This window comes from Martelella radicis, from assembly GCF_014196625.1.
Classification (GTDB): domain Bacteria; phylum Pseudomonadota; class Alphaproteobacteria; order Rhizobiales; family Rhizobiaceae; genus Martelella; species Martelella radicis.
The window spans coordinates 57,146-76,801 of record NZ_JACIDZ010000013.1; the positions used below are offsets into that span (position 1 = coordinate 57,146).

The 19,656-nt window shown below is 56.6% G+C and carries 14 protein-coding genes; 11 read left to right on the forward strand and 3 right to left on the reverse strand.

Annotation, left to right across the window (positions count from 1 at the left end):
- The first annotated feature begins 4 nt into the window (after window positions 1–4).
- Complete coding sequence (locus GGR30_RS17510; protein WP_183488831.1) at window positions 5–4,498, forward strand: PAS domain S-box protein; 4,494 nt, start codon at window positions 5–7, stop codon at window positions 4,496–4,498.
- Between the two features lie 207 nt (window positions 4,499–4,705).
- Here GGR30_RS17510 and GGR30_RS17515 read toward each other — a convergent pair whose 3' ends face one another.
- A complete protein-coding gene (locus GGR30_RS17515; RefSeq protein ID WP_183488834.1) occupies window positions 4,706–5,098 on the reverse strand; it encodes a tautomerase family protein in 393 nt (130 codons plus the stop codon).
- Window positions 5,099–5,638: 540 nt separating this feature from the next.
- A complete protein-coding gene (locus tag GGR30_RS17520) occupies window positions 5,639–6,439 on the reverse strand; it encodes a DUF2971 domain-containing protein (protein ID WP_183488837.1) in 801 nt (266 codons plus the stop codon).
- Window positions 6,440–7,100: 661 nt separating this feature from the next.
- On the opposite strand from GGR30_RS17520, the gene GGR30_RS17525 reads away from it, so the two are divergent.
- From GGR30_RS17525 to GGR30_RS17570, 10 genes are all read left to right on the forward strand, one after another.
- The gene (locus GGR30_RS17525) at window positions 7,101–8,003 is read left to right on the forward strand and encodes an ArdC family protein (RefSeq protein WP_183488840.1); all 903 of its coding nucleotides are present in this window, start codon (window positions 7,101–7,103) and stop codon (window positions 8,001–8,003) included.
- Window positions 8,004–8,294: 291 nt separating this feature from the next.
- The gene (locus GGR30_RS17530) at window positions 8,295–8,903 is read left to right on the forward strand and encodes a ParB/RepB/Spo0J family partition protein (protein ID WP_183488843.1); all 609 of its coding nucleotides are present in this window, start codon (window positions 8,295–8,297) and stop codon (window positions 8,901–8,903) included.
- On the forward strand, window positions 8,816–10,255 hold the full coding sequence (locus GGR30_RS17535) for a hypothetical protein (RefSeq protein WP_183488846.1): 1,440 nt from the start codon (window positions 8,816–8,818) through the stop codon (window positions 10,253–10,255). The genes GGR30_RS17530 and GGR30_RS17535 overlap by 88 nt, the downstream gene beginning before the upstream one ends.
- A 126-nt stretch (window positions 10,256–10,381) precedes the next feature.
- Window positions 10,382–10,939, forward strand: a complete 558-nt coding sequence (locus tag GGR30_RS17540; protein ID WP_183488849.1) for a hypothetical protein — start codon at window positions 10,382–10,384, stop codon at window positions 10,937–10,939.
- A 49-nt stretch (window positions 10,940–10,988) separates the two neighbouring features.
- Window positions 10,989–11,264, forward strand: coding sequence for a type II toxin-antitoxin system RelE/ParE family toxin (locus GGR30_RS17545; protein WP_183488852.1), 276 nt, complete (start codon window positions 10,989–10,991; stop codon window positions 11,262–11,264).
- A gap of 12 nt (window positions 11,265–11,276) precedes the next feature.
- Window positions 11,277–11,576, forward strand: coding sequence for a HigA family addiction module antitoxin (locus tag GGR30_RS17550; protein ID WP_183488856.1), 300 nt, complete (start codon window positions 11,277–11,279; stop codon window positions 11,574–11,576).
- Window positions 11,577–11,653: 77 nt separating this feature from the next.
- Complete coding sequence (locus GGR30_RS17555) at window positions 11,654–12,232, forward strand: hypothetical protein (protein ID WP_183488859.1); 579 nt, start codon at window positions 11,654–11,656, stop codon at window positions 12,230–12,232.
- A gap of 167 nt (window positions 12,233–12,399) precedes the next feature.
- Complete coding sequence (locus GGR30_RS17560; RefSeq protein WP_246414002.1) at window positions 12,400–16,758, forward strand: strawberry notch family protein; 4,359 nt, start codon at window positions 12,400–12,402, stop codon at window positions 16,756–16,758.
- A complete protein-coding gene (locus tag GGR30_RS17565) occupies window positions 16,662–17,801 on the forward strand; it encodes a DUF7146 domain-containing protein (protein ID WP_183488862.1) in 1,140 nt (379 codons plus the stop codon). Before GGR30_RS17560 ends, GGR30_RS17565 begins: the two co-directional genes overlap by 97 nt.
- 275 nt (window positions 17,802–18,076) lie before the next feature.
- Window positions 18,077–18,997: a DUF2493 domain-containing protein gene (locus GGR30_RS17570; RefSeq protein ID WP_183488865.1), complete on the forward strand. Its 921-nt coding sequence runs from the start codon at window positions 18,077–18,079 to the stop codon at window positions 18,995–18,997.
- A gap of 67 nt (window positions 18,998–19,064) precedes the next feature.
- Here the strand turns inward: GGR30_RS17570 and GGR30_RS17575 are convergent, their stop codons facing one another.
- Window positions 19,065–19,397, reverse strand: coding sequence for a DUF736 domain-containing protein (locus GGR30_RS17575; RefSeq protein ID WP_183488868.1), 333 nt, complete (start codon window positions 19,395–19,397; stop codon window positions 19,065–19,067).
- Window positions 19,398–19,656: the final 259 nt, after the last annotated feature.

A 19,656-nucleotide genomic window follows, 5' to 3' on the forward strand; every position in this document is an offset into this window, starting at 1 on the left:
CTAAATGTCAGGTGAAACAGCGTCTTGCGATGAAACCGAAAAGGCTCGCCTTGCGGCCTTGCGAAGGCTCAAGGTTATGGACACGCCGCCTGAGGTGCAGTTCGATGCGCTGGCGAGAGCAGCAAGTCGCGTGTGTGAAACACCGATGTCAGCCATTACGCTCATCGATCAGGACCGGCAGTGGCTGAAAGCATCGATTGGGCTCTCTGGCATTGACGAGACAGAACGTAGAAATTCTTTCTGTACTTATACGATTGAGGGAGACTCCCTGCTTGAAGTCGAAGACACGACATCTGACAGCCGCTTTTCACGCAATGCCTTCGTCGTAAGAGAGCCGGGCATTCGTTTTTACGCTGGCGCTCCTTTGAAGCTATCTGGTGGCGAGAGTGTTGGTTCGCTCTGCGTTTTCGATACAACACCCCGTCGGCTTTCGGAAGCACAGAAGGAAACCCTAAACGATCTGGCTGAGGCGGCCTCTAGGGCGCTCGAAGCGCGCCGGGCGACGTTGCAGGAGAACCGGCTCGTTGCTTTGGCTGCCCAGACCCAGTCTATTTTGAAGCACAGCCCTGATGCAATTCTGACCGTTGATCTGGAAGACCGGATAACGCAGTGGAACCTGGCAGCGGAGCGATTGTTTGGATACAGCGCAGAGGAGGCAACGGGCGCTTCGATTGGAATAATCATTGGAGCTGAATCTGAACGGGATATCCGCTATTTGGAACTGGAGCGAGCGGGTAATGCCCCACCGGTTCGCGCCACCCGCATCCACAGAAACGGGACAAAAATTCCGGTCTTGGTCTCGATTGGACCAGTGGTTTCCGAAGAAGGCGAGATCGTCGGAGCTACCGAGATTATTCGCGATATTTCGGACATTGTTTCCAGAGAACGCGAACTTGCCAGCGCGGAAGGGCGCGTCCGGCGGCTTTATGAGGCCACACCGGCTATGCTGTACTCCGTTGACCTGGCGGGCACCCTTCTGAGCGCCAGCGATCGATGGCTTGATATCATGGCCTACCGTCGAGAGTATGTCGTCGGTCGCAAGCTCGCCGACTTTATGACCGAGCGCTCCGCTCGCCTGTTTCAGGCGGAACTTCTTCCATTGCTCTACAGCGAAGGGCATTTCGAGGAGGCGGAGGGGCAGATCATTACCCGTGATGGCGTAGTATTGGACGTGATGATCTCTGCCGTACTTGAGCGCAGAGGCTCAAGCGAAACCGTCCGGTCTATCGGCATCATGGAGAATATTAGCGATCGCCGTAAGATCGAGAGGGTGTTGCGTTCGGAGAGAACAAGACTCAACCAAATCATACAAACCACGCATGCGGGGACGTGGGAATGGAATGTTGCGACCGGTGAAAACCGTGTGAATGCGATGTGGGCTACGATGCTCGGCTATACACCGGCAGAGCTGGAGCCAGTGACGATCGAGACGTTTAAGGAACTCGTTCATCCCGATGATCGGGGGGTGCTGAATAGCTGTATTGAGGCGCATCTCAGCGGAACAGAGTCGCGCTTTGCTGCTGAAATCCGTATGCGCCACAAGGCGGGACACTGGCTTTGGGTCGCTTCGAGTGGCCAGTTGCTGACAACGCTCGAGCAGGGGCAACCCGAATGGATGTTTGGCACCCATCAGGACATCACCGAACGCAAAAACAAAGAGGAGGACTTACGTCTGAGCAAGGAGTTCCTCGACAGGATCGGACAGGTCGCCGGTGTCGGGGGGTGGGAAGTGGACCTTGTCAACAGCGCAATTCACTGGTCCGACAAGACATGTCAGATCCACGAGGTCGAACCGGGTTTTAAGCCCGATCTGGACGTTGCTATCGACTTCTTTGCTCCTAAGTCTCAACCGGTTATTCAGGCGGCAGTTGAACACGCCATCTCGACGGGTGAGGGCTATGATCTGGAACTGCAGCTTGTCACCGCCAAAGGTCGGCTGATCTGGGTACGGGCTGTCGGTACGGCCGAATTCGAAGATGGAAAAGCCGTCCGGCTGATCGGCTCTTTTCAGGATATCAGCGAGGCGATCAAGCGCCGCAAGGACGTGGAGGACATAAACCAGCGCTTCGCCGTGGCATCCGAGAATGGACGCGTTGGCATATGGGACGCCGATCTTTTGACCGGGAAGACACTCTACTCCGATATCTGGCTTGCTCAAATTGGTTATGAGCGCAACGAATTGTCGGACGACGGAATGCTCTGGAAGAGCTTCATTCATCCTGATGATATTGAGCGCGTGCGAGAAGCGAATGAAGCGCACCTGCGGGGTGATGCGCCATATTTTGAGGAGGAATTTCGCTTCCGGCACAAGGATGGTCGCTGGATATGGATACTCGACCGCGGTCTGATCACCGAACGAGACAGCGATGGGAACGCGGTTCGGATGATTGGCACCCACATCGACATCACCACGCAGAAGGAGCAGGAGGCGGAAAGGCTTCTTCTGGGAGAGCGTATGGCGATCGCCACTGATAACGGCGGAATCGGCATATGGGAACTGGACCTTGATACGCAGGCGGCGCGTTGGGACGATTGGATGTACAGGCTCTACGGGCTTCCCGTTGATACTCCTGGTTCACTGGTTGATCTGTGGCACCGCTACACATATCCGGAAGATGCCGAGCGTGTTCAACAGGCTGTCAGGAGAGCCATTGAAAACGATGATCTTATGGATGAGGAATACCGTGTTATCTGGCCGGACGGTTCAATTCACCATTTGCATGCTTCAGCACGCCGCGTGGCGGGCGTTGACGGCGGTCCCGACAGGTTTATCGGAGCGACATGGGATGTCACTGAAGAACGACAACTGGCTCTGGATCTGGCCGAGCAGCATGAGCTCATGCACGTCACGCTTAAATCGATCGGTGACGCCGTTATCACGACGGATGCTGACGGGAATATCCGCTGGTTGAATCCGATTGCTGAAAAAATGACAGGCTGGTCAGCCGGCCAGGCGCTCGGACAGCCATCCCATAATGTTTTCAACATCGTTCATGAGGAAACGAGGAAGCCCGCACTTGATCCACTTCGAACCTGTCTTGAGTTGGGTGAGGTCGTAGGTCTACCAGAGGATACGCTGCTTATCTCAAGAGACGGCTATCAGTATGGAATTGAGGACTCATGTGCCCCAATTCGCAACCAAGATGGCGAGATTCTCGGAGCTGTTCTTGTTTTCCACGATGTGAGCGAACAGAGGCGGCTTTCCCGGGAGATGTCCTATCGGGCTAGCCATGATCAGCTCACAGGCCTGATCAACCGTTCGGAGTTCGATAGGCGCATGGATTCAGCTTACGAAAATGTCAAGAATGGCGATCCCGGAGCGGCCTTGCTTTTCATTGACCTTGATCGTTTCAAGATCATCAATGACAGCTGCGGCCATGCGGTCGGCGATCAATTGCTGGTGGATATCAGTGAGCTGATGCGAAGTGTCATTCGCGCTGGTGACTCGCTCGCTCGATTGGGTGGCGACGAGTTTGCGGCCATTATCGAAAATTGCTCCGATGAGATGGCAATCACCATCGCCGAGAAAATCTGCAAGGCAGTGGCTGGCTATTTGCTTGTTCATGACGAAAAGCATTACCGCGTGGGCGCGAGCATCGGAGTGTCAATGATCGAACATTCTTCTGCGAGCACAGCCGCGATTCTTCAGGAGGCGGATGCCGCTTGCTATGCGGCCAAGGAAGGCGGTCGGAACCGCGTCCACGTCTGGCAGCAGAATGACAAGGCCATTGAGGCAAGACTCGGCCAGACAAGTTGGGTCGCACGCATCGAGCAGGCGCTGGAGGAAGATGGTTTCGTTCTCTATGGGCAGAAAATCGTGCCCTTTGATGGCCAGCACGATGGCAAGACGCACGTGGAGCTGTTGTTGAGGATGCTGGATGAAAACGGCGGCATAATTCCTCCCAGCGCTTTCCTTCCCGCTTCTGAGCGCTTCAATCTCGCCACCCGTATCGACCGCTGGGTGCTCGAGCATGGACTTCAATGCATGGCATCGGCGCGCGTTGGCGGCAGCAGTGTCGTGTCGGTAAATGTCTCGGGACAGTCTGTCGGCGATCGCTCGTTTCACCGTTTCGCTCTTGAGCTGCTGCACTCAACGAGCGACGAGCTTCGGCGCAGCCTTTGTCTTGAAATCACGGAAACCACGGTAATCTCAAACATGGCTGAAGCGGTGGAGTTCATAGAGGCCGTTCGCGAACTAGGTGTCATGATCGCACTGGACGATTTTGGCGCCGGCTCAGCTTCCTTCAATTATCTCAAGAACTTCTCGGTCGATTTCCTCAAGATCGACGGCCAGTTCTCTCAGGGGCTTCTGAACCATCCAATTGATGAGGCGTCGATCCGATGCTTCATTGATATGGCGAGGATACTCGGGATTCAAACGGTCGCAGAGTATGTTTCGGACAAAAAGATTGCCGATCGTCTGCGCGCCATGGGCGTCGATTTCGCCCAAGGGTATTTCTATCATGTGCCCGAGCCTGTCGCGAATCTCAAGCTATGAATAGCCCCTAGATTTGTAGACACCTTCGTGCCTAAAGATGAGTTAGAAGGCGACTATGAGCAAATCGAATTTCAGTGACGATTTTAAACGCGATGCCGTTCGTCAGATCACGGAGCGAGGCTATCCGGTGTCAGCAGCAGAAAATCTAAACCGAGGGTGTCTATCAAACTCGCGGCTATTCACAATGACCGATAATGCAGATGGTTCTCATGGGAGGCGTCCAGTCACATATTGGGCCTCGCCCTGGGCAAAGCTCCAGTCCTCCTCGCGATTGGTAAATACGGAAATCAGGAGGTCGTTGGGATTGAGACCACATTCCTTTTCGAGGCGCTCAGCGAGAAGCCGATAGACCTCCATTTTCTCCACATGCGTTCGCGGACTGGTGAAAAACTGGATTGAAACCATTTGGTTCGTGCGCTCAAAACCAAGCCCCGTATCAAGGAACACCATGCGTCCCGGCTTATGCTCATGGACGATTTGATAGCGGTCGGTATCAGGGACGCCGAAGGCGCCAACGACGCAGCCTTGTATGGTATCAAGAAGGCTTTGAACCTGCTTTTCCGAGCGGCCTTCGATTAAGTCAATTCGCAGCAGTGGCATTTGGGAAACTTTCCGGGAGAGATCGATGAAAGACTATATGTTGATCTGCAACGCTCGACCGCCGAACTGGTTCCCTGTCTTATTCAAAGGCTGGAAATTGGAAGAAAGCCCACTTTTCCAAAGATTGATCAGGCTGCCAATGAAACCACTTGAGCCAACACGCGCTGCTTGAAAAAAATGGATTTTCAAAGCGTTTGCGCGACGCGATAATCATCGCTCTGGCAGCAGGTGATGTCAACCGCGGGTGCCACAGTCTGAGGGAAAAGCAGATCATGACCGTTTGCGGACAAAAACCGAAAGGATCTGTATGAAAGTCGGTCTCGTCGTGATCCTGTTCCTGCTGGCCACGGTCATCAGCAGCCTATTGTCGCGCGTTGTTCCCGGTCTGCCACGGCCTTTGGTGCAAATTGCGCTCGGGTCGGCCATCGGGTCGCTGTCGACATGGTACATCACACTTGATCCGCATCTATTCTTCCTGATGATCGTTCCACCGCTTCTCTTCTATGACGGCTGGCGGCTGCCGTTCTCACCGGAAAGCTGTTATTCCTTTCTACCTTGCATAGCAGACTTGGCCAATCTCACAGCACTGATCAATTTTGGCACGAACTGGACTTGCCGCGATACAGCATCCCAATCTGACATCTTTGATATGAAAGCTGCCTGTGGGTTGTCAAATACCTCATCGAGCTTGCCGTCGAAATAAACCACCTTTTGCAACCTGGTCTTTTCAGGATCTACGCGATGGTGAAACCAGGCGTGTTCTGTGTCGAATGCAACCACAAAACCGGCGTGATCGTCGGCGTAATGCGCCCACATGAGCGCATTGTCCATACGTTCAGACAAAGAAAAGCAGTGCAAATCTCGACCCATTTGTTCCAACAAATTATTTATAGTTTTGGGATTATTCGCATACGGGACAAGAAGGTTATCAACCGTAAGATTTATGAAGTCCGGCAATATTCTCTCTAAAGGAATGCCTCCGTACTGCTGCTCCACTAACTTCTTGGCTTGTTCAGGAGAGATATAAGCTAAATTATTTTCTTTCAGCGTTTCTGACAATCGTTGCAACACGGCTTCTTCGGAAAGCATAGGCTTCATAAAATCCGCAAGCGTCGACAGCGCCTTAGGTCCAATCAACTTGTCGAAGGTTGAACGAACTTCAAAAGTATCGTTTGTATTCAGCAATGGGGTGAAACGCACCGTGCCATCTTCAAGAACGTTGCCGATCCGCTCAGCGGTCAGGTACTTGTAAAGGAAACGAGGCGGAGGAGGAGAATTCTCAAAATCGTCTGGGCTTAGAACATCCATGTTTTGCACTTTCCACATCATCCAATAGCGCATTCTTGCCCATTTCTATTCTGGAAAATAGGCCATGGCGGCGGCTAGGTATGAATTGGTGACGAGAAGAAGATGTTTCTATGCAGTTTGGACCTGAGCACCCTTCATATCAAGTGACTACGCGACTTACTCATCAGGAATTTAGCCTTCCGCTTTTACGATCGACCGCGCTCTATGCCTTCGGCACGAAGCCAGCTCCAAGCTGTCTTCGCCCATGCGGGTGACGACCGCTAAGGCAAGCCGTCGCCGTCGGCTCCGGCCAATGAAGGTCCGGCCGGCGATGAAGTCGGTCCGGCCTTCGGCCGTCGCTATGCTAAGGCTCCTGCGGCTGCATTTGATCGCCGTCCGGACCTGTCGAGAATTACCGCAATCCCGCCTAAAGGCGGCGCTACGCTGATTGCTCCGATACTCTCCATTTTTCCTTTTAGGCCCTCCCAGCTGGAACCTCTAAAAAGCTTGCGACCGCCGGGTTGAATAATCAGGGGGCGGGAGCACTCTAGCCAGTAACGCTCTTCGAGATCTCGGTTGTGCCCTGCCATATAAGGCGGATCTATCCGAACTGGAACCTTTGTCCTGATGCCAAAAAAGATAGAGGCATGTGTGAGCCCGGTGAGCGGGCTCAAAAGGAAGAGAAAGCTGTTCCGGCCTGCTCGAAAAAAGGAGCATGACCGTGACCAGAGAAAACACCGGACCCGATATCTATCAACTCGTTACTGATAGGATTATCCAGGCAATCGAGGCAGGTACTCCGCCCTGGCAGAAGCCGTGGACGGGTGGTGCCGGCTTCGCCGGCTTCCCGCGCCGCTCAAACGGGGAGTTCTATAAGGGCATCAATGTTGTCATCCTGTGGTGCATCGCAGCAGAAAATGGATACCGATCTAGCTATTGGCTGACCTACAAACAGGCAAAGGCCATGGACGCCCAGGTTCGCCGAGGCGAGAAGTCCGCTCCTGTTGTCAAATACGGCACGTTCGAAGTCGATGATCCCGATAGCAGTGAAACGGTTGTCCGGCCATACGCGCGTGGCTATCGTGTATTCAATGCGGATCAAATCGACGGACTGCCGGATTACTTTTACGGCGCTGACCCGGATGAACCGCGCGATCTTGGCACGGAACCCAATGTGGAGCTGGATCGGTTCTTCGCTGCGACCGGCATCGAGATACGAACGACTGATGAACCTCAGGCGTTCTATCATCTTCTCGATGACTATGTGCACATGCCACCAATCGCGACGTTTCACTCCGCCAACGGATACTATGCCAGCCTCGCCCATGAGATGATTCACGCGACGAGCCATAAACGCCGGCTTGATCGCGATCAGAGATTTACCCGCAAATCAGAGCTGGCCTTTGAGGAGCTTTGTGCCGAAATCGGTTCCGCCATGCTTTGCGTTTCACTCGGGTTGGTTCCCGACTTCGAACAGTCTGCGGCATATGTCGAGAGCTGGCTGCGATCACTGAAGGACGACAAGAAATTCATTTTTCGCGCCGCCAGCGAGGCGCAAAAGGCGACTGATTTCCTGTTGCAGGCAATGTCTGACCAAGACGTTCAGCGCGCTGCATGATCTGTCCAGAGTTTTCCGTGAATCAAACGGGCTTCGCGCAGTGGCGAAGCCCGTTTTTTTGTTGCGGCACCTGCCTCGTACAGGGGTTTCGCCAAAGTGGGGGACTTGGCTGCGAAATGACCGCAACGCATTTCATACAACATGTGGAAGAACAAAAACACAACGGAAACGTTGATTTTGCCAGCTGTATCGGTTCCACTCATAGATAGAGAAAGAGTTCAGCGAAGCCCGGTTGCCGGGCTCCCAAAAGGAGAGAAAGTCTTTCCTCCCGGCCGATACCGGAGAACAAGAATGACCTCTACGACTATCAAGCTCATCCCGATCAAACAGCTTGCTCTCAGCCCGCTGAATGTCCGTAAGACGCAGGCTGGACCGGCCGCCGATGCAGAGCTGAAAGCCTCGATCAAGGCCGAGGGTGGTATCAAGCAAAACCTGCTCGTCCATCCCGCAGGCAAGAACAAGTTCCTGGTCCATGGCGGTGGTCGCCGGCTGAAGCAGCTGCAGGCGCTGATCGAAGAAGGCGCGCTGCCGGCCGATACGACCGTACCCTGCAAGGTCGAAACCGAAGAGCAGGCGATCATGAGCTCCACGACAGAAAACGTCGTGCGTGCCAATATGCATCCCGCCGACCAGTACGAAGCCTTTGCGGCCATGGTCGAAAAGGGCTTCAAGACGACCGAGATCGCCAACCAGTTCGGCGTGACCGAAAACCTCGTGCAGCGCCGCCTCAAACTGGCCGACGTCGATCCGGTCCTTCTCAGTGCTTTCCGCGACGACGAGCTCTCCCTGGACGCGCTGACGGCGTTCACGCTTTGCAAGGACAGGAGCCGGCAGGTCGAGATTTTCGAACAGCTCAAGTCTACCTATCATGGCATCAACCCCTATCAGGTCGCCACCTAGCAACAGAGAACGAGGTTGCGGCGACTGATCCGGTCGCACAATTCGTTGGCGTCGACGCCTATGCTGCGGCTGGTGGTGCACTGCGCAAGGATCTGTTTTCCGATGATGACAACGCTGTTCTTGAAGATGTTGCTTTGTTACATCGTTTGGCGACCGAGGCATTGAACGCCGAGGCCGAGAAGCTGAAAGGTCAGTGGAAGTGGGTCGATGTGCATCTCTCAGTCACCTATGACCAGTATATACGCTACGGTCGCGAATACCCCCTCCCCGTCGAGCCGGCGCACGACGATCAGGCCAAGCTTGATGTCTTGAACGGCGAGATCGAGCAGATGGAGGAGATCGGAGAGGAGGCCTGGACCGACGAGGTGCAGGCGCGCTGGGATCAACTTCATAACGATCTGGAGGCGCTTTCCGCAGACGTGAACCGGTCGGAATACACCGATGAACAGCGCGCCCGGGCAGGCTGTGTTGTGTCCATCGATCACCGCGGAGCGTTGAGGGTTGAGACGGGTCTGGTGCATCCGGACGACAAGCGACAGCAGGTTCGCTCTGGCGGTTCTGAAGCGATGTCGGCCGAGGAAAAGCGCAAGGAGGCCGGCGTGTCGAATTCTCTTTCGGCAGATCTGCGCGCCATCAGGCACCAGAACCTGCAGGCCCACCTTGCCAGCGACTATCAAACCGCCTTCGACGCGATGCTCTATTCGATGATCGTCCGCCTGCCCATCGCCTATGCCGCCGCGCCGATCGATATCTCGATGCGTCAGGCGGAGGTCTTCAAGAGCCGTGAATATCTGGAGGATACAGTTGCGGTTGCCATGCTAGAGGAAATCAAGAACACGCTCGACCTGTCGTGGATATCGCTCGAAAGTCCGCAGGACTTCATCACGATGTCCGCGTTGCCGGTGGAAAAGAAGCAGGCGCTGTTCGCCTGGGCGACGGCGCAGGCTGTTCAGCAGCAATTGGCCAACGATGACCATAGCTCGCCGGTTCTTGAGGAGATCGGCCGCCGTTGCAGCACTGATGTTGCATATTGCTGGCGTCCGGACGCGAAAAACTACTGGTCGCGCGTCCCGAAAAAGCATGCCCTTTCCGTCGCCGCGGAGGTTATCGGTCAGAAGTGGGCCGATGAGCGCCGCGACTTCAAGAAGGATGCGCTGGCCGCCTCGATGGAGACAGCTTTCCGGGAGGGCGCGGACGAACGGGTCGGCATCGATCGGGAAACGGCCAAGCGCACCGCGCGCTGGCTGCCCGAGGGCATGGCCTTCGAGATATCTGATGAACAGCAGCAAACTCCTGCCGAAAATCCGGAACCAGACGTGCTTCCGGCATTCCTGAAAACAGCCGCTGAATAGGCTCCATCACCACCAGGTCTCCGGTCGGCGGTCGCTCTAAAGGTAGAGGGCGGCCGTCTTTTCCGTGAACGGAAAACAAAACCGAGAAAGTCGTTTTCTCCGCCGTTCGATACGGAGACAAAACCCATGCAAACGTACAAACCGAAACGAGAAGACTTCATCCCCGAAGGTGCGGAAGAGCGTTCCGATCTGGAATCCGATGCCGTCGCCTATCTTTTCGAAAATCGTGGTAGGCCGTGCGCCAAGCTGTTTGTCGGCAAGCGTGCGCGCCCCGAGTGGCATTATTGGTTCAAAACTCCGGAAGCGCGAGACAAGCGGATCGAAGAAGGCTTTCGGGACCGCCGCAGGACACTTGCGAGCAAGACGCGATATCGGCCGTCTAATGCTGGCATCGAGGTCGGCCATATCTTCGTTGCATCCTGGGGCTACGACCAAACCAACGTCGATTTCTGGCAGGTCACAAAGCTCGTAGGCAAGTCCATGGCCGAGGTCCGGCCGATCGGATCGGTTGACGCATCGAGCGAGAATGTGGCGCCGATGACCGAGCATGTCGTGCCGTATGCCGACCACTTCATCGGTCCTGCCCGCCGCGTCAGGATCTCCAACAGTGGCTTCAACCCGGAATCCTTCATTCATGCCTGTCTGTGGGATGGAAAGCCGTGCTACGCTTCACACTATGCGTAGGTGTAATCTATCGGTTGACATATGTAATCAGATTGTTTACGGTTCCGTCATGATAAAAGGCTTCGCCAACAAACAACTCAAGGCGCTGTGGGAGACGGGAAAGTCGAAAATAGACGCCCGTCTTCACAAGCGAATCCTGGTGCGCCTCGATGCTTTGGACGCGGCTTCAAAACCGGAGGATTTAAACATTCCCGGCTTCAATTTTCATAGCCTCACCGGTTTTAGCCCAACCCGCTATACGGTGCATGTCAATGGCCCCTGGTGCGTGACATTCGAGTTCGGGAATGGTGACGCCTATGTGGTCGATTTTGAACAGTATCACTGAGAGGTGACGATTATGGCCCGCAATCCTGACCGCTGCCCGTCGCATCCGGGCGAATTGCTGCGTGAAACCGTTATTCCGGCCACGGGCAAGTCCATCAGCGAGATCGCCCGTATGCTCGGTATCTCGCGCCAACAGCTTCATGCCATTCTGGCAGAGCGTAAGCCGGTCAGCCCGGAAGTCGCTGTTCGGCTTGGCAAACTGTTTGGTAATGGCGCCGGCCTCTGGCTGCGCATGCAGAGTGCCTATGATACCTGGCACGCCGAACGCTCCGTCGATGTGTCCAGCATTCCGACGCTCGATACGGCAGCATAGCAGCTGCCCTTGCAAAAGGCGCCGCCTCGATGTTCGAGGGCGGCGCTTTCGCCGTGCATCTAAACAAGGAGCACGGCATGTTTGAGCTGCACCGCGAAACCCTCAATGACAAGACAATCCGGATCATCCCCGATCCCGATCCGATGAACCCGCGTGTCGAGTGCGAGACGCTGGGCACGATGATCTGCTGGCATCCCCGCTATAACCTTGGAGACAAACACAGCTATCGCAACAATCAGGAGCTGTTCATCGCTCTTGCCGATTATGAGGATGAAGCGCCTTTCGATCTGGAAGCGATCGAAAAGCGCGCTCTGCGAAACGCGATCATCCTGCCGCTTTACCTCTATGACCATAGCGGCCTGACGATGAACACCACTGGTTTTTCCTGCCCGTGGGACAGCGGTCAGGTCGGATACGTTTTCGTCACACTCGAAGACGCCAGGACTGAATTCAGCGCCAAGCGGCTATCCTCCAAAATGCGCGAGCGCGCGCTCGACATTTTGAGGACGGAAGTGGATCTCTATGACGCCTATCTTCGTGGAGACTATTGCGGTTTTGAGATCATGGGCGACGACGATGAAGTCATCAATTCATGCTGGGGCTTTTCAACAATGGCTGACTGCCTGACGGAAGCGCGTAGCGTTCTCGCCGCATAGGCATCTATCCATATCGACAAATCAAAAGCCGTCCGAACAACCGGGCGACTTTTTCTATGTTGCGGTTCGTCTTCGAAACCAAAAGCAAGAGGGGGACCGGGAAGGTTTGAACCTTCCCAGAACAGAGAAAGGGGAGGTCTCAACCGTCAACCAAGCCGGAGATCCCCATGACCATCGTCGAAGCCGTTACGACCGTAACCCCCGTCACCGATGATCCCGCCGCCATTTTGAACGCAGCCAGGCTCTTGTTGCCGATCCTCGAAAGCGGGACCAGCATCTCGTCATCTGCGTTGCGAGACGCCATGGAACGAGCCTCAGGCGGTTCCGATACAGACGGAACCTGGCTGTGGAAGCACGCCTACGAAGCTGCCGAGTGCGCGCAGGTTCAGTTCCTGCAAAAATATGGCGCCACCATACGCAAACAGGCGAAGACGCCGCAGCAATTGCTGACGATGATCGAGACCATCGCCAGCCTGTCGCCGAGCCAGACGAAACGCTCCGATGAATCTCAGGCCCTTCAGCAATTTTCCACTCCCCTACCCCTGGCATTCGCCGCCGCGCACGCGGCGGCGATCACCGCCGACGACCTTGTTCTCGAACCATCGGCCGGCACGGGACTTTTGGCTGCTTTCGCCGCCATAGCCGGCGCAGACCTGCATCTCAACGAGATTTCGCAAACGCGCGCAGCCTTGCTGGGTGAGCTGTTCGCGGGATCAAACGTTACCCACCATGATGCCGGCACAATACATGACCGGCTCAACCCGTCGGTCGATCCGTCGGTCATTCTCATGAACCCGCCTTTTTCGGCCGCCCCGGGCGTCACTCGCCGTTACAGGGCCGCGACCGCGCATCATTTGCGCTCTGCCCTCGCCCGACTTCGCCCTGGCGGCCGCCTTGTGTTGATTTCCGGCGCTTCCTTTACGGCGCAGTCGCATTCTTGGCGCTCGTTCTTCGACGACCTGCAGCAAACGGCTTCGGTTGTCTTCACCACTTCGATTTCGGGCAAAGCCTATGCGCGGCATGGCACGACCGTTGAGACGCGCCTGACCGTGTTCGACAAGGTGCCACAGTCGGTCGAACCGCGGGCGTTTGCGCGCTGTGATACCGCGGGCGAGCTGCTCGACCTTGTGGTCGAGCACTGCCCTGCCCGGCTGGCGAAGACAACTCCGTCGACAGCGCCGCACCCGGTTCCGGCCGCCCCGGCCTTGGCACAGATCCGCGCCAAGGCACGCGCGACCGTTAAAACCTCTACAGCGCATCCCCTGGACAACGCCGATATCTACGACGTCGCCTACCAGGCCCGCGACGACATCAGCGCCGGCGGTCAGGGCTCGGATGAAATCTATGAGCCCTACGAGGTTCAGACGATCGCGATTGATCACGCCAAGCCGCATCCCGGCGAACTGGTCCAGTCGGCCGCCATGGCGTCCGTACAGGCTCCGCTTCCTTCTTATCGGCCCCGCCTTCCAGCGCAGCTGACAGCCGATGGCGTCTTGTCAGCCCCTCAGCTCGAAACCGTGATCTATGCCGGCGAGGCCCACGAGACGTTTCTGAAAGGCACCTACGATGTGGTCGACGATTTTGCGTCTATCCAGCCCGCTAAGGCTGAATCCGGCGCGTTCTCGGTCGAAGCGCTGCCGGAAGACGCCTCGAAAACCGTCCTGAAAAACGCACGGTTCCGGCGCGGTTTCTTTCTCGGTGATGGGACCGGTTGCGGCAAGGGTCGACAGGTCGCGGCCGTCATTCTCGACAACTGGTTGAAGGGTCGCCGGAAGGCGCTGTGGATCTCGCGTAGCGATAAGCTCATCGAGGATGCCCGGCGTGACTGGCAGGCGCTCGGTGGCGTGGCCTCCGATATCATTCCGATTTCAAGTTTTCCGCAAGGCCGGTCGATCCCTGATCAGCCGGGCATTCTGTTCGTGACCTATGCCACGCTGCGCAGCCAGGCCAGGCAGGACAAGAAAAGCCGCCTTGCGCAGGTCCTCGACTGGATCGGTCATGACTTCGACGGCGTGATCGCGTTCGACGAGGCCCATGCAATGGCCAACGCCGTCAGCGCCAAGGGCGAGCGCGGCGAGCGCAAGCCATCGGAGCAGGGTCGCGTGGGACTTCTGCTACAAAATGCCGTTCCCAGCGCGCGCGTGCTCTATGTGTCGGCGACCGGAGCCACAACGGTCAGCAATTTGGCCTATGCCTCACGGCTCGGCCTTTGGCAGACCGGCGACTTCCCATTCAGCACGCGGGCCGATTTCATCGCCTCCATGGAAGACGGCGGGATCGCCGCCATGGAGGTGATTTCACGCGACCTGAAGGCGCTTGGCCTCTATACGGCTCGCCTGCTTTCGTTCAAGGATGTCGAATATGAGATGCTCGTCCATGAGCTGACCGAGGCACAGACCGAGATCTATGACGCCTATGCCAACGCGTATCAGATCATTCACCAGAACCTTGAGAAGGCACTGGAAGCCGTCGGTATCACGGCGGACGGAGCAACGCTTAATCCACGCGCCAAAAGCGCCGCGCGATCGGCGTTCGAGGGCAACAAACAGCGGTTCTTCAACCATCTGATCACCGCGATGAAATGCCCTTCGGTTTTGCGGGCGATCCAGGCGGATATCGATGACGGCCACGCGCCCGTCGTCCAGATCGTATCGACAGGTGAGGCGCTGATGGAACGCCGCATTTCGGAAATCCCGCCGTCGGAATGGAATGACCTCAACGTTGATGTAACACCGCGCGAGTACGTACTCGACTATCTCAACAGCTCGTTTCCGACCCAGCTTTTCGAAGCCTTCGAGGACGAGAACGGGGAACTGCGCTCACGCCCTGTTCACGATGCACACGGCAACCCGGTTGTCAGCCGTGAAGCGGTCGAGGCCCGCGACGACCTGATCGAGCATCTTGGCGCCTTGCCTCCAGTCCAGTCGGCCCTTGACCAGATCATTTGCCATTTCGGGACCGAACAGGTCGCCGAAATCACCGGCCGCTCGCGCCGCATCGTCAAGACGCGCGACGGGCGCATGAAACTGGAGCGCCGGCCGGCATCATCGAACTACTCCGAAACCGATGCGTTCATGGGCGACAGCAAGAAAATCCTGGCATTCTCGGACGCCGGCGGGACCGGCCGTTCGTATCATGCCGATCTTGCAGCGACGAATACACGCAAACGTGTCCACTATCTGCTGGAAGCCGGATGGCGCGCGGATGCGGCCATTCAGGGGCTTGGACGCACGCACAGGACCAATCAGGCGCAACCGCCCTTGTTCCGCCCCTGTGCGACCAATGTGAAAGGCGAGAAGCGGTTCCTGTCCACGATCGCACGTCGTCTCGACAGTCTTGGCGCCATCACCAAAGGTCAGCGCCAGACTGGCGGTCAAAACATGTTCCGGCCCGAAGACAATCTTGAGAGCGACTATGCCCGCGCGGCATTGCGCCGGTTCTTCAGCCAGCTCTATGCCGGCAAGATCCCGACATGCTCGCTGACGAAGTTCGAGGAGGTGACCGGTCTGGCGCTGACCGATCAGGACGGGTCGCTACGCGAAACCCTGCCCCCGATCAGCCAGTTTCTCAATCGCTGCCTGGCGCTCACGATTGCCATGCAGAACACGGTGTTTGAAGCATTCACCCAAATCCTCGACGGGATCGTCGAAGAGGCGATTGAGGCTGGCACCTATGAGGTCGGCCTTGAGACGCTCACGGGTGAACGCTTCACCGTCAAAAAGCGCGTGCCGATCTACGAACACGGTCACAGCAAGACCGAGATCCTGACGATCGAGAGGCTCACCCGAAACAAACCGATGTCGCTCGACGATGCGCGCCGGTTTCTGGAGCGTCAGCCTGACGCCCAAACCTATCTCGACAAGAAGACCGGCGACGCTGCCATTGTTATCCCATCGGCGACCTGGTTCACCGAGGCGGGCGATCCGATCCGACGCGTGCAGTTGATCCAGCCGATGTTTAAAAAGGCGATGCACCGATCGACGCTGGCGGATTCCAGCTGGAAGCCCGTCGAGCGCGCTGCGTTCGAAAGGGCATGGGCAACCAAGGTCGAGACCATCCCCCAGTTCGAAACATCGACGATCACGATTGTAGCCGGCCTTCTGCTGCCAATCTGGCAGCACCTTCCACAGTCCAACACGCAGGTCTACCGCCTCACTGCCAAGGACGGAGAGCGTGTCCTGGGCCGCATGCTGACCCATATCGATGCGGTCAATCTCGCAGCTCAGCTCGGCGTTTCGGATGCCATCAAGCTTGATCCCGAGGAGGTGCTGCAAGCCCTCCTCATTGGCAATGCCCAATTCACATTGTCCAATAAAATCAAGCTTCGGAGGTCGAAAGTGATGGATCGCCACCGCATCGAGATGCTAGACTTCAAACCGGGGGATTTGAAAGCTTTCAAAGCGCTTGGCTGCTATACGGAGACCATCGCATGGAAGACACGCCTTTTCGTTCCGGACGACGAAAGCGTTCTCGCAAAAATGCTGGACGGCACGAAAATCGTCGCAGTCAGGGAGAGGTGGACATGATTTCCGCCTCCCAGCTTTCCGATCAGCTCGCTGCGCGGGCCGAACAGTTCTGCCGTACCTATCTGCCCGCCGGTCGGCGGGCGGGCAATTATTGGCAGGTTGGCAACAAATACGGTGACGCCGGTAGATCCATGGCCGTGCGCCTTAAAGATGCCGGAGCGCGAAAGGCTGGCAAGTGGGCCGATCGCGCGACCCATGAATACGGCGATCTTCTTGATCTGCTGGAAAGTATCGTTGGGGCGGGCAGTTTTGCCGAAACCTGCAAGGAAGCCCGTCGCTTCCTGAATTTGCCAGAGGCATCGGATTATCCTGGGCGAGCCGAGAACGATCACGAAAAGCCACCCTCCAATGTCGATCAGGTCGAATCCGCCCGGAAGCTCTTCTCTTATGGCAAGCCGTTCAAGGATACACCCGTAGAGCGCTATCTGCGCAGAAGGGATATCAGCCGCTTCGGCCCGGCTCTCAAATACCACCCCCGCGTCTTTTTTCGCGATGAGGACGGCCAGTCCCGGCAGTTGCCGGCCATGCTGGCGGCCGTGACAGACAATGACGGCACGGTCATGGCATGTGCGCGGACCTGGCTCGATGTGAAAACCGACTCTGTCGCGCGCATCACCGAACCCAAACGGGTTTCGGGCCAGCTTTACGGCAATGCCGTGCGGTTTCACTCAAGCAATGCGGGCGGCGACATCATCGCCGGAGAAGGCATTGAAACGGTGTTGTCCATCGGCTCGGTGTATCCGGTCGCGGAGCTGGCAGCCTGCCTGACAGCGACACATCTTTCGCTGTTCGATCCGCCATCAAGTTGCACGAGGCTGTTCATCGGTCGCGACAACGATGATGCTGGCGAACTGGCAAGCCGCCAGTTGCGCAGCCGTGCTGAAGAACGAGGCATCGAGGTGGTCGATCTTGTTCCGACGCTCGGCGACTTCAACGATGATCTCCGACAGCTCGGAAGGCAGGTCCTTCGTGACAATCTCAACCGGCAGGTCATGGCGGCGATCACCGGGCCGGTAGCGTGGGCCAGTCTGCGCATGCCATAACGTTTGGCCGACGCACGGTTTCGCCTGACAAGTCGTTTTCCATAGCGGCTTGTATGGCTTTAGCGATGAACCGAAAGCCGACCGCAAAGGCGGTCTGGCAGGACAAAGGACAACCCCGCCCTCTCAACAAAAGCGGTTTCCACCCTCAGTGGACCCTCCCCTTTTCTTTTCGGTTGGGGTCCAGCGCTTACGCTCGGCCCTACGGGTGTCAGCCCTGCCCTTTCGGTTCTGTTATCGCCCCATACAAACCGCAAGGAAAACGAGAGGACGAACCAATGAACGCCTACACAACCGAAGTTCAGCAGCCGCAGAGCCCGACCGCACGTCTCCTCGACGAAATCGCCCTCTTTGGCTACCGCCCGAACGGCGATGAGCACGACTACCGCCCTCTTCCTGATGCAGAGACTGTTGAGATGGGCTTCGCCGGCATCTTCGAAAGCCTTGAAACGATGTTCACAAACACCCGGCTCGAGGACGAATTGTCCGAGGTGCTGTGGGCCGTCGCCAATGTATTCCATCGCCGTCTGACCCAAACGCAGAAGAAACTTGATGACAATGAAACCGAACAGCGAACGTTGATTGCAGCGCAGGATGGCAGCGAGATCAGCAGCGTCGAACTGGAAAGGAAGGCTGCCGCAGGAGATACGCTGACTGAAATACGCAATGCCTTCGAGGCAATGCGAGATCTGGCCGCAGACCATTACCGTGCGAGTATCGGCTGTGAATGGCTACCGCGCACCGGTTCGAAAACCTCGTATAGCGGTCTGACCGCAGCGGTTATCGACAGTCGCGATTACCTCGCCAAAAAGCGCCACGAAGAAAAGGAAATCTATTGCCCGACCGGTACGAAGATCGCGTTCACAGGCGGCGCCGATTATCAGGATCACGAAGCCATCTTCCACGTTCTCGATCAGACGCACAAAAAGTACCCGGATATGGTTCTGATCCACGGTGGTTCGCCGAAGGGCGCCGAACTCATCGCCGCCAAATGGGCAGAACTTCGCAAGGTGACGCAGGTTGTCTGCAAGCCCGACTGGACCGCGCATCGCAACAAGTCCGCTCCGTTCAAACGCAATGACAAGATCGTTGAGATGATGCCCAAGGGCATGATCGTGACGCCCGGGAACGGCATCAATCAAAACCTTGCCGACAAGGCGCGCAAGGCGGGCATCCCGCTTATGAAGATCGGCTTCTAGGCCGATCTACATCGCCTGAAGCAAAAAGGGCCAACACTGGCGCGTTGGCCCCTATTGATCAGGACGTTCAATCTCGCCAGAAGATCACGGACATCAAACTATCATCGGTTTCGCCCGGATATTTGCCAAGGTTGGCCCGCACAGTCCGGCCCGGCATGTGCACGGACAGCTGAAGGTATTCTTGCCCCTGATCATTCTTGCGCCGCCAGACTGCGCCGATTTCGACCTCCCGGTCTTTCGGGGTCTTTCCGAAAACGCGGTAGGCGGGTGCCCCGGTATTGCTGCTTTCGAGCTTCACCCCTCGAATATCTTCATCGAATTCCAGCGATGCGATATTGCCCTCAAACGTTTCGCCTCTTTCGTCGAACCGAACATAGTTCAAGCGTTCCAGATTCTTCATTTTTTCTCCGTCGATTGCATCAATTTTCAACGGTCCGCCATGGGCAAGGCATCCAATCCTTTCCCCGGAAAACCAAGATTTCCGGGGGCAAAGGAGGGGGGCGTTGCCCGCCCGACGGCTTTTTCCTTCGCTGTCATGACACATCTGTTGAGGTGGTGCGGCCGCAGGCGAAGCCGAGGCACGGCTCAACAGATGTCATCTGCCATGCAGATGCTTGGTCATTGACCGCGAAGGGAAAAGATGGCGGCGGACTTCGAGA

Excerpts from the sequence above, each read along its gene's own strand:
- GGR30_RS17510 (WP_183488831.1), top strand. The coding sequence starts at position 5 with ATGTCAGGTGAAACAGCGTCTTGCGATGAAACCGAAAAGGCTCGCCTT.
- GGR30_RS17515 (WP_183488834.1), bottom strand. The coding sequence starts at position 5,098 with ATGCCACTGCTGCGAATTGACTTAATCGAAGGCCGCTCGGAAAAGCAG.
- GGR30_RS17520 (WP_183488837.1), bottom strand. The coding sequence starts at position 6,439 with ATGCGCTATTGGATGATGTGGAAAGTGCAAAACATGGATGTTCTAAGC.
- GGR30_RS17525 (WP_183488840.1), top strand. The coding sequence starts at position 7,101 with ATGACCGTGACCAGAGAAAACACCGGACCCGATATCTATCAACTCGTT.
- GGR30_RS17530 (WP_183488843.1), top strand. The coding sequence starts at position 8,295 with ATGACCTCTACGACTATCAAGCTCATCCCGATCAAACAGCTTGCTCTC.
- GGR30_RS17540 (WP_183488849.1), top strand. The coding sequence starts at position 10,382 with ATGCAAACGTACAAACCGAAACGAGAAGACTTCATCCCCGAAGGTGCG.
- GGR30_RS17545 (WP_183488852.1), top strand. The coding sequence starts at position 10,989 with ATGATAAAAGGCTTCGCCAACAAACAACTCAAGGCGCTGTGGGAGACG.
- GGR30_RS17550 (WP_183488856.1), top strand. The coding sequence starts at position 11,277 with ATGGCCCGCAATCCTGACCGCTGCCCGTCGCATCCGGGCGAATTGCTG.
- GGR30_RS17555 (WP_183488859.1), top strand. The coding sequence starts at position 11,654 with ATGTTTGAGCTGCACCGCGAAACCCTCAATGACAAGACAATCCGGATC.
- GGR30_RS17560 (WP_246414002.1), top strand. The coding sequence starts at position 12,400 with ATGACCATCGTCGAAGCCGTTACGACCGTAACCCCCGTCACCGATGAT.
- GGR30_RS17565 (WP_183488862.1), top strand. The coding sequence starts at position 16,662 with ATGGAAGACACGCCTTTTCGTTCCGGACGACGAAAGCGTTCTCGCAAA.
- GGR30_RS17570 (WP_183488865.1), top strand. The coding sequence starts at position 18,077 with ATGAACGCCTACACAACCGAAGTTCAGCAGCCGCAGAGCCCGACCGCA.
- GGR30_RS17575 (WP_183488868.1), bottom strand. The coding sequence starts at position 19,397 with ATGAAGAATCTGGAACGCTTGAACTATGTTCGGTTCGACGAAAGAGGC.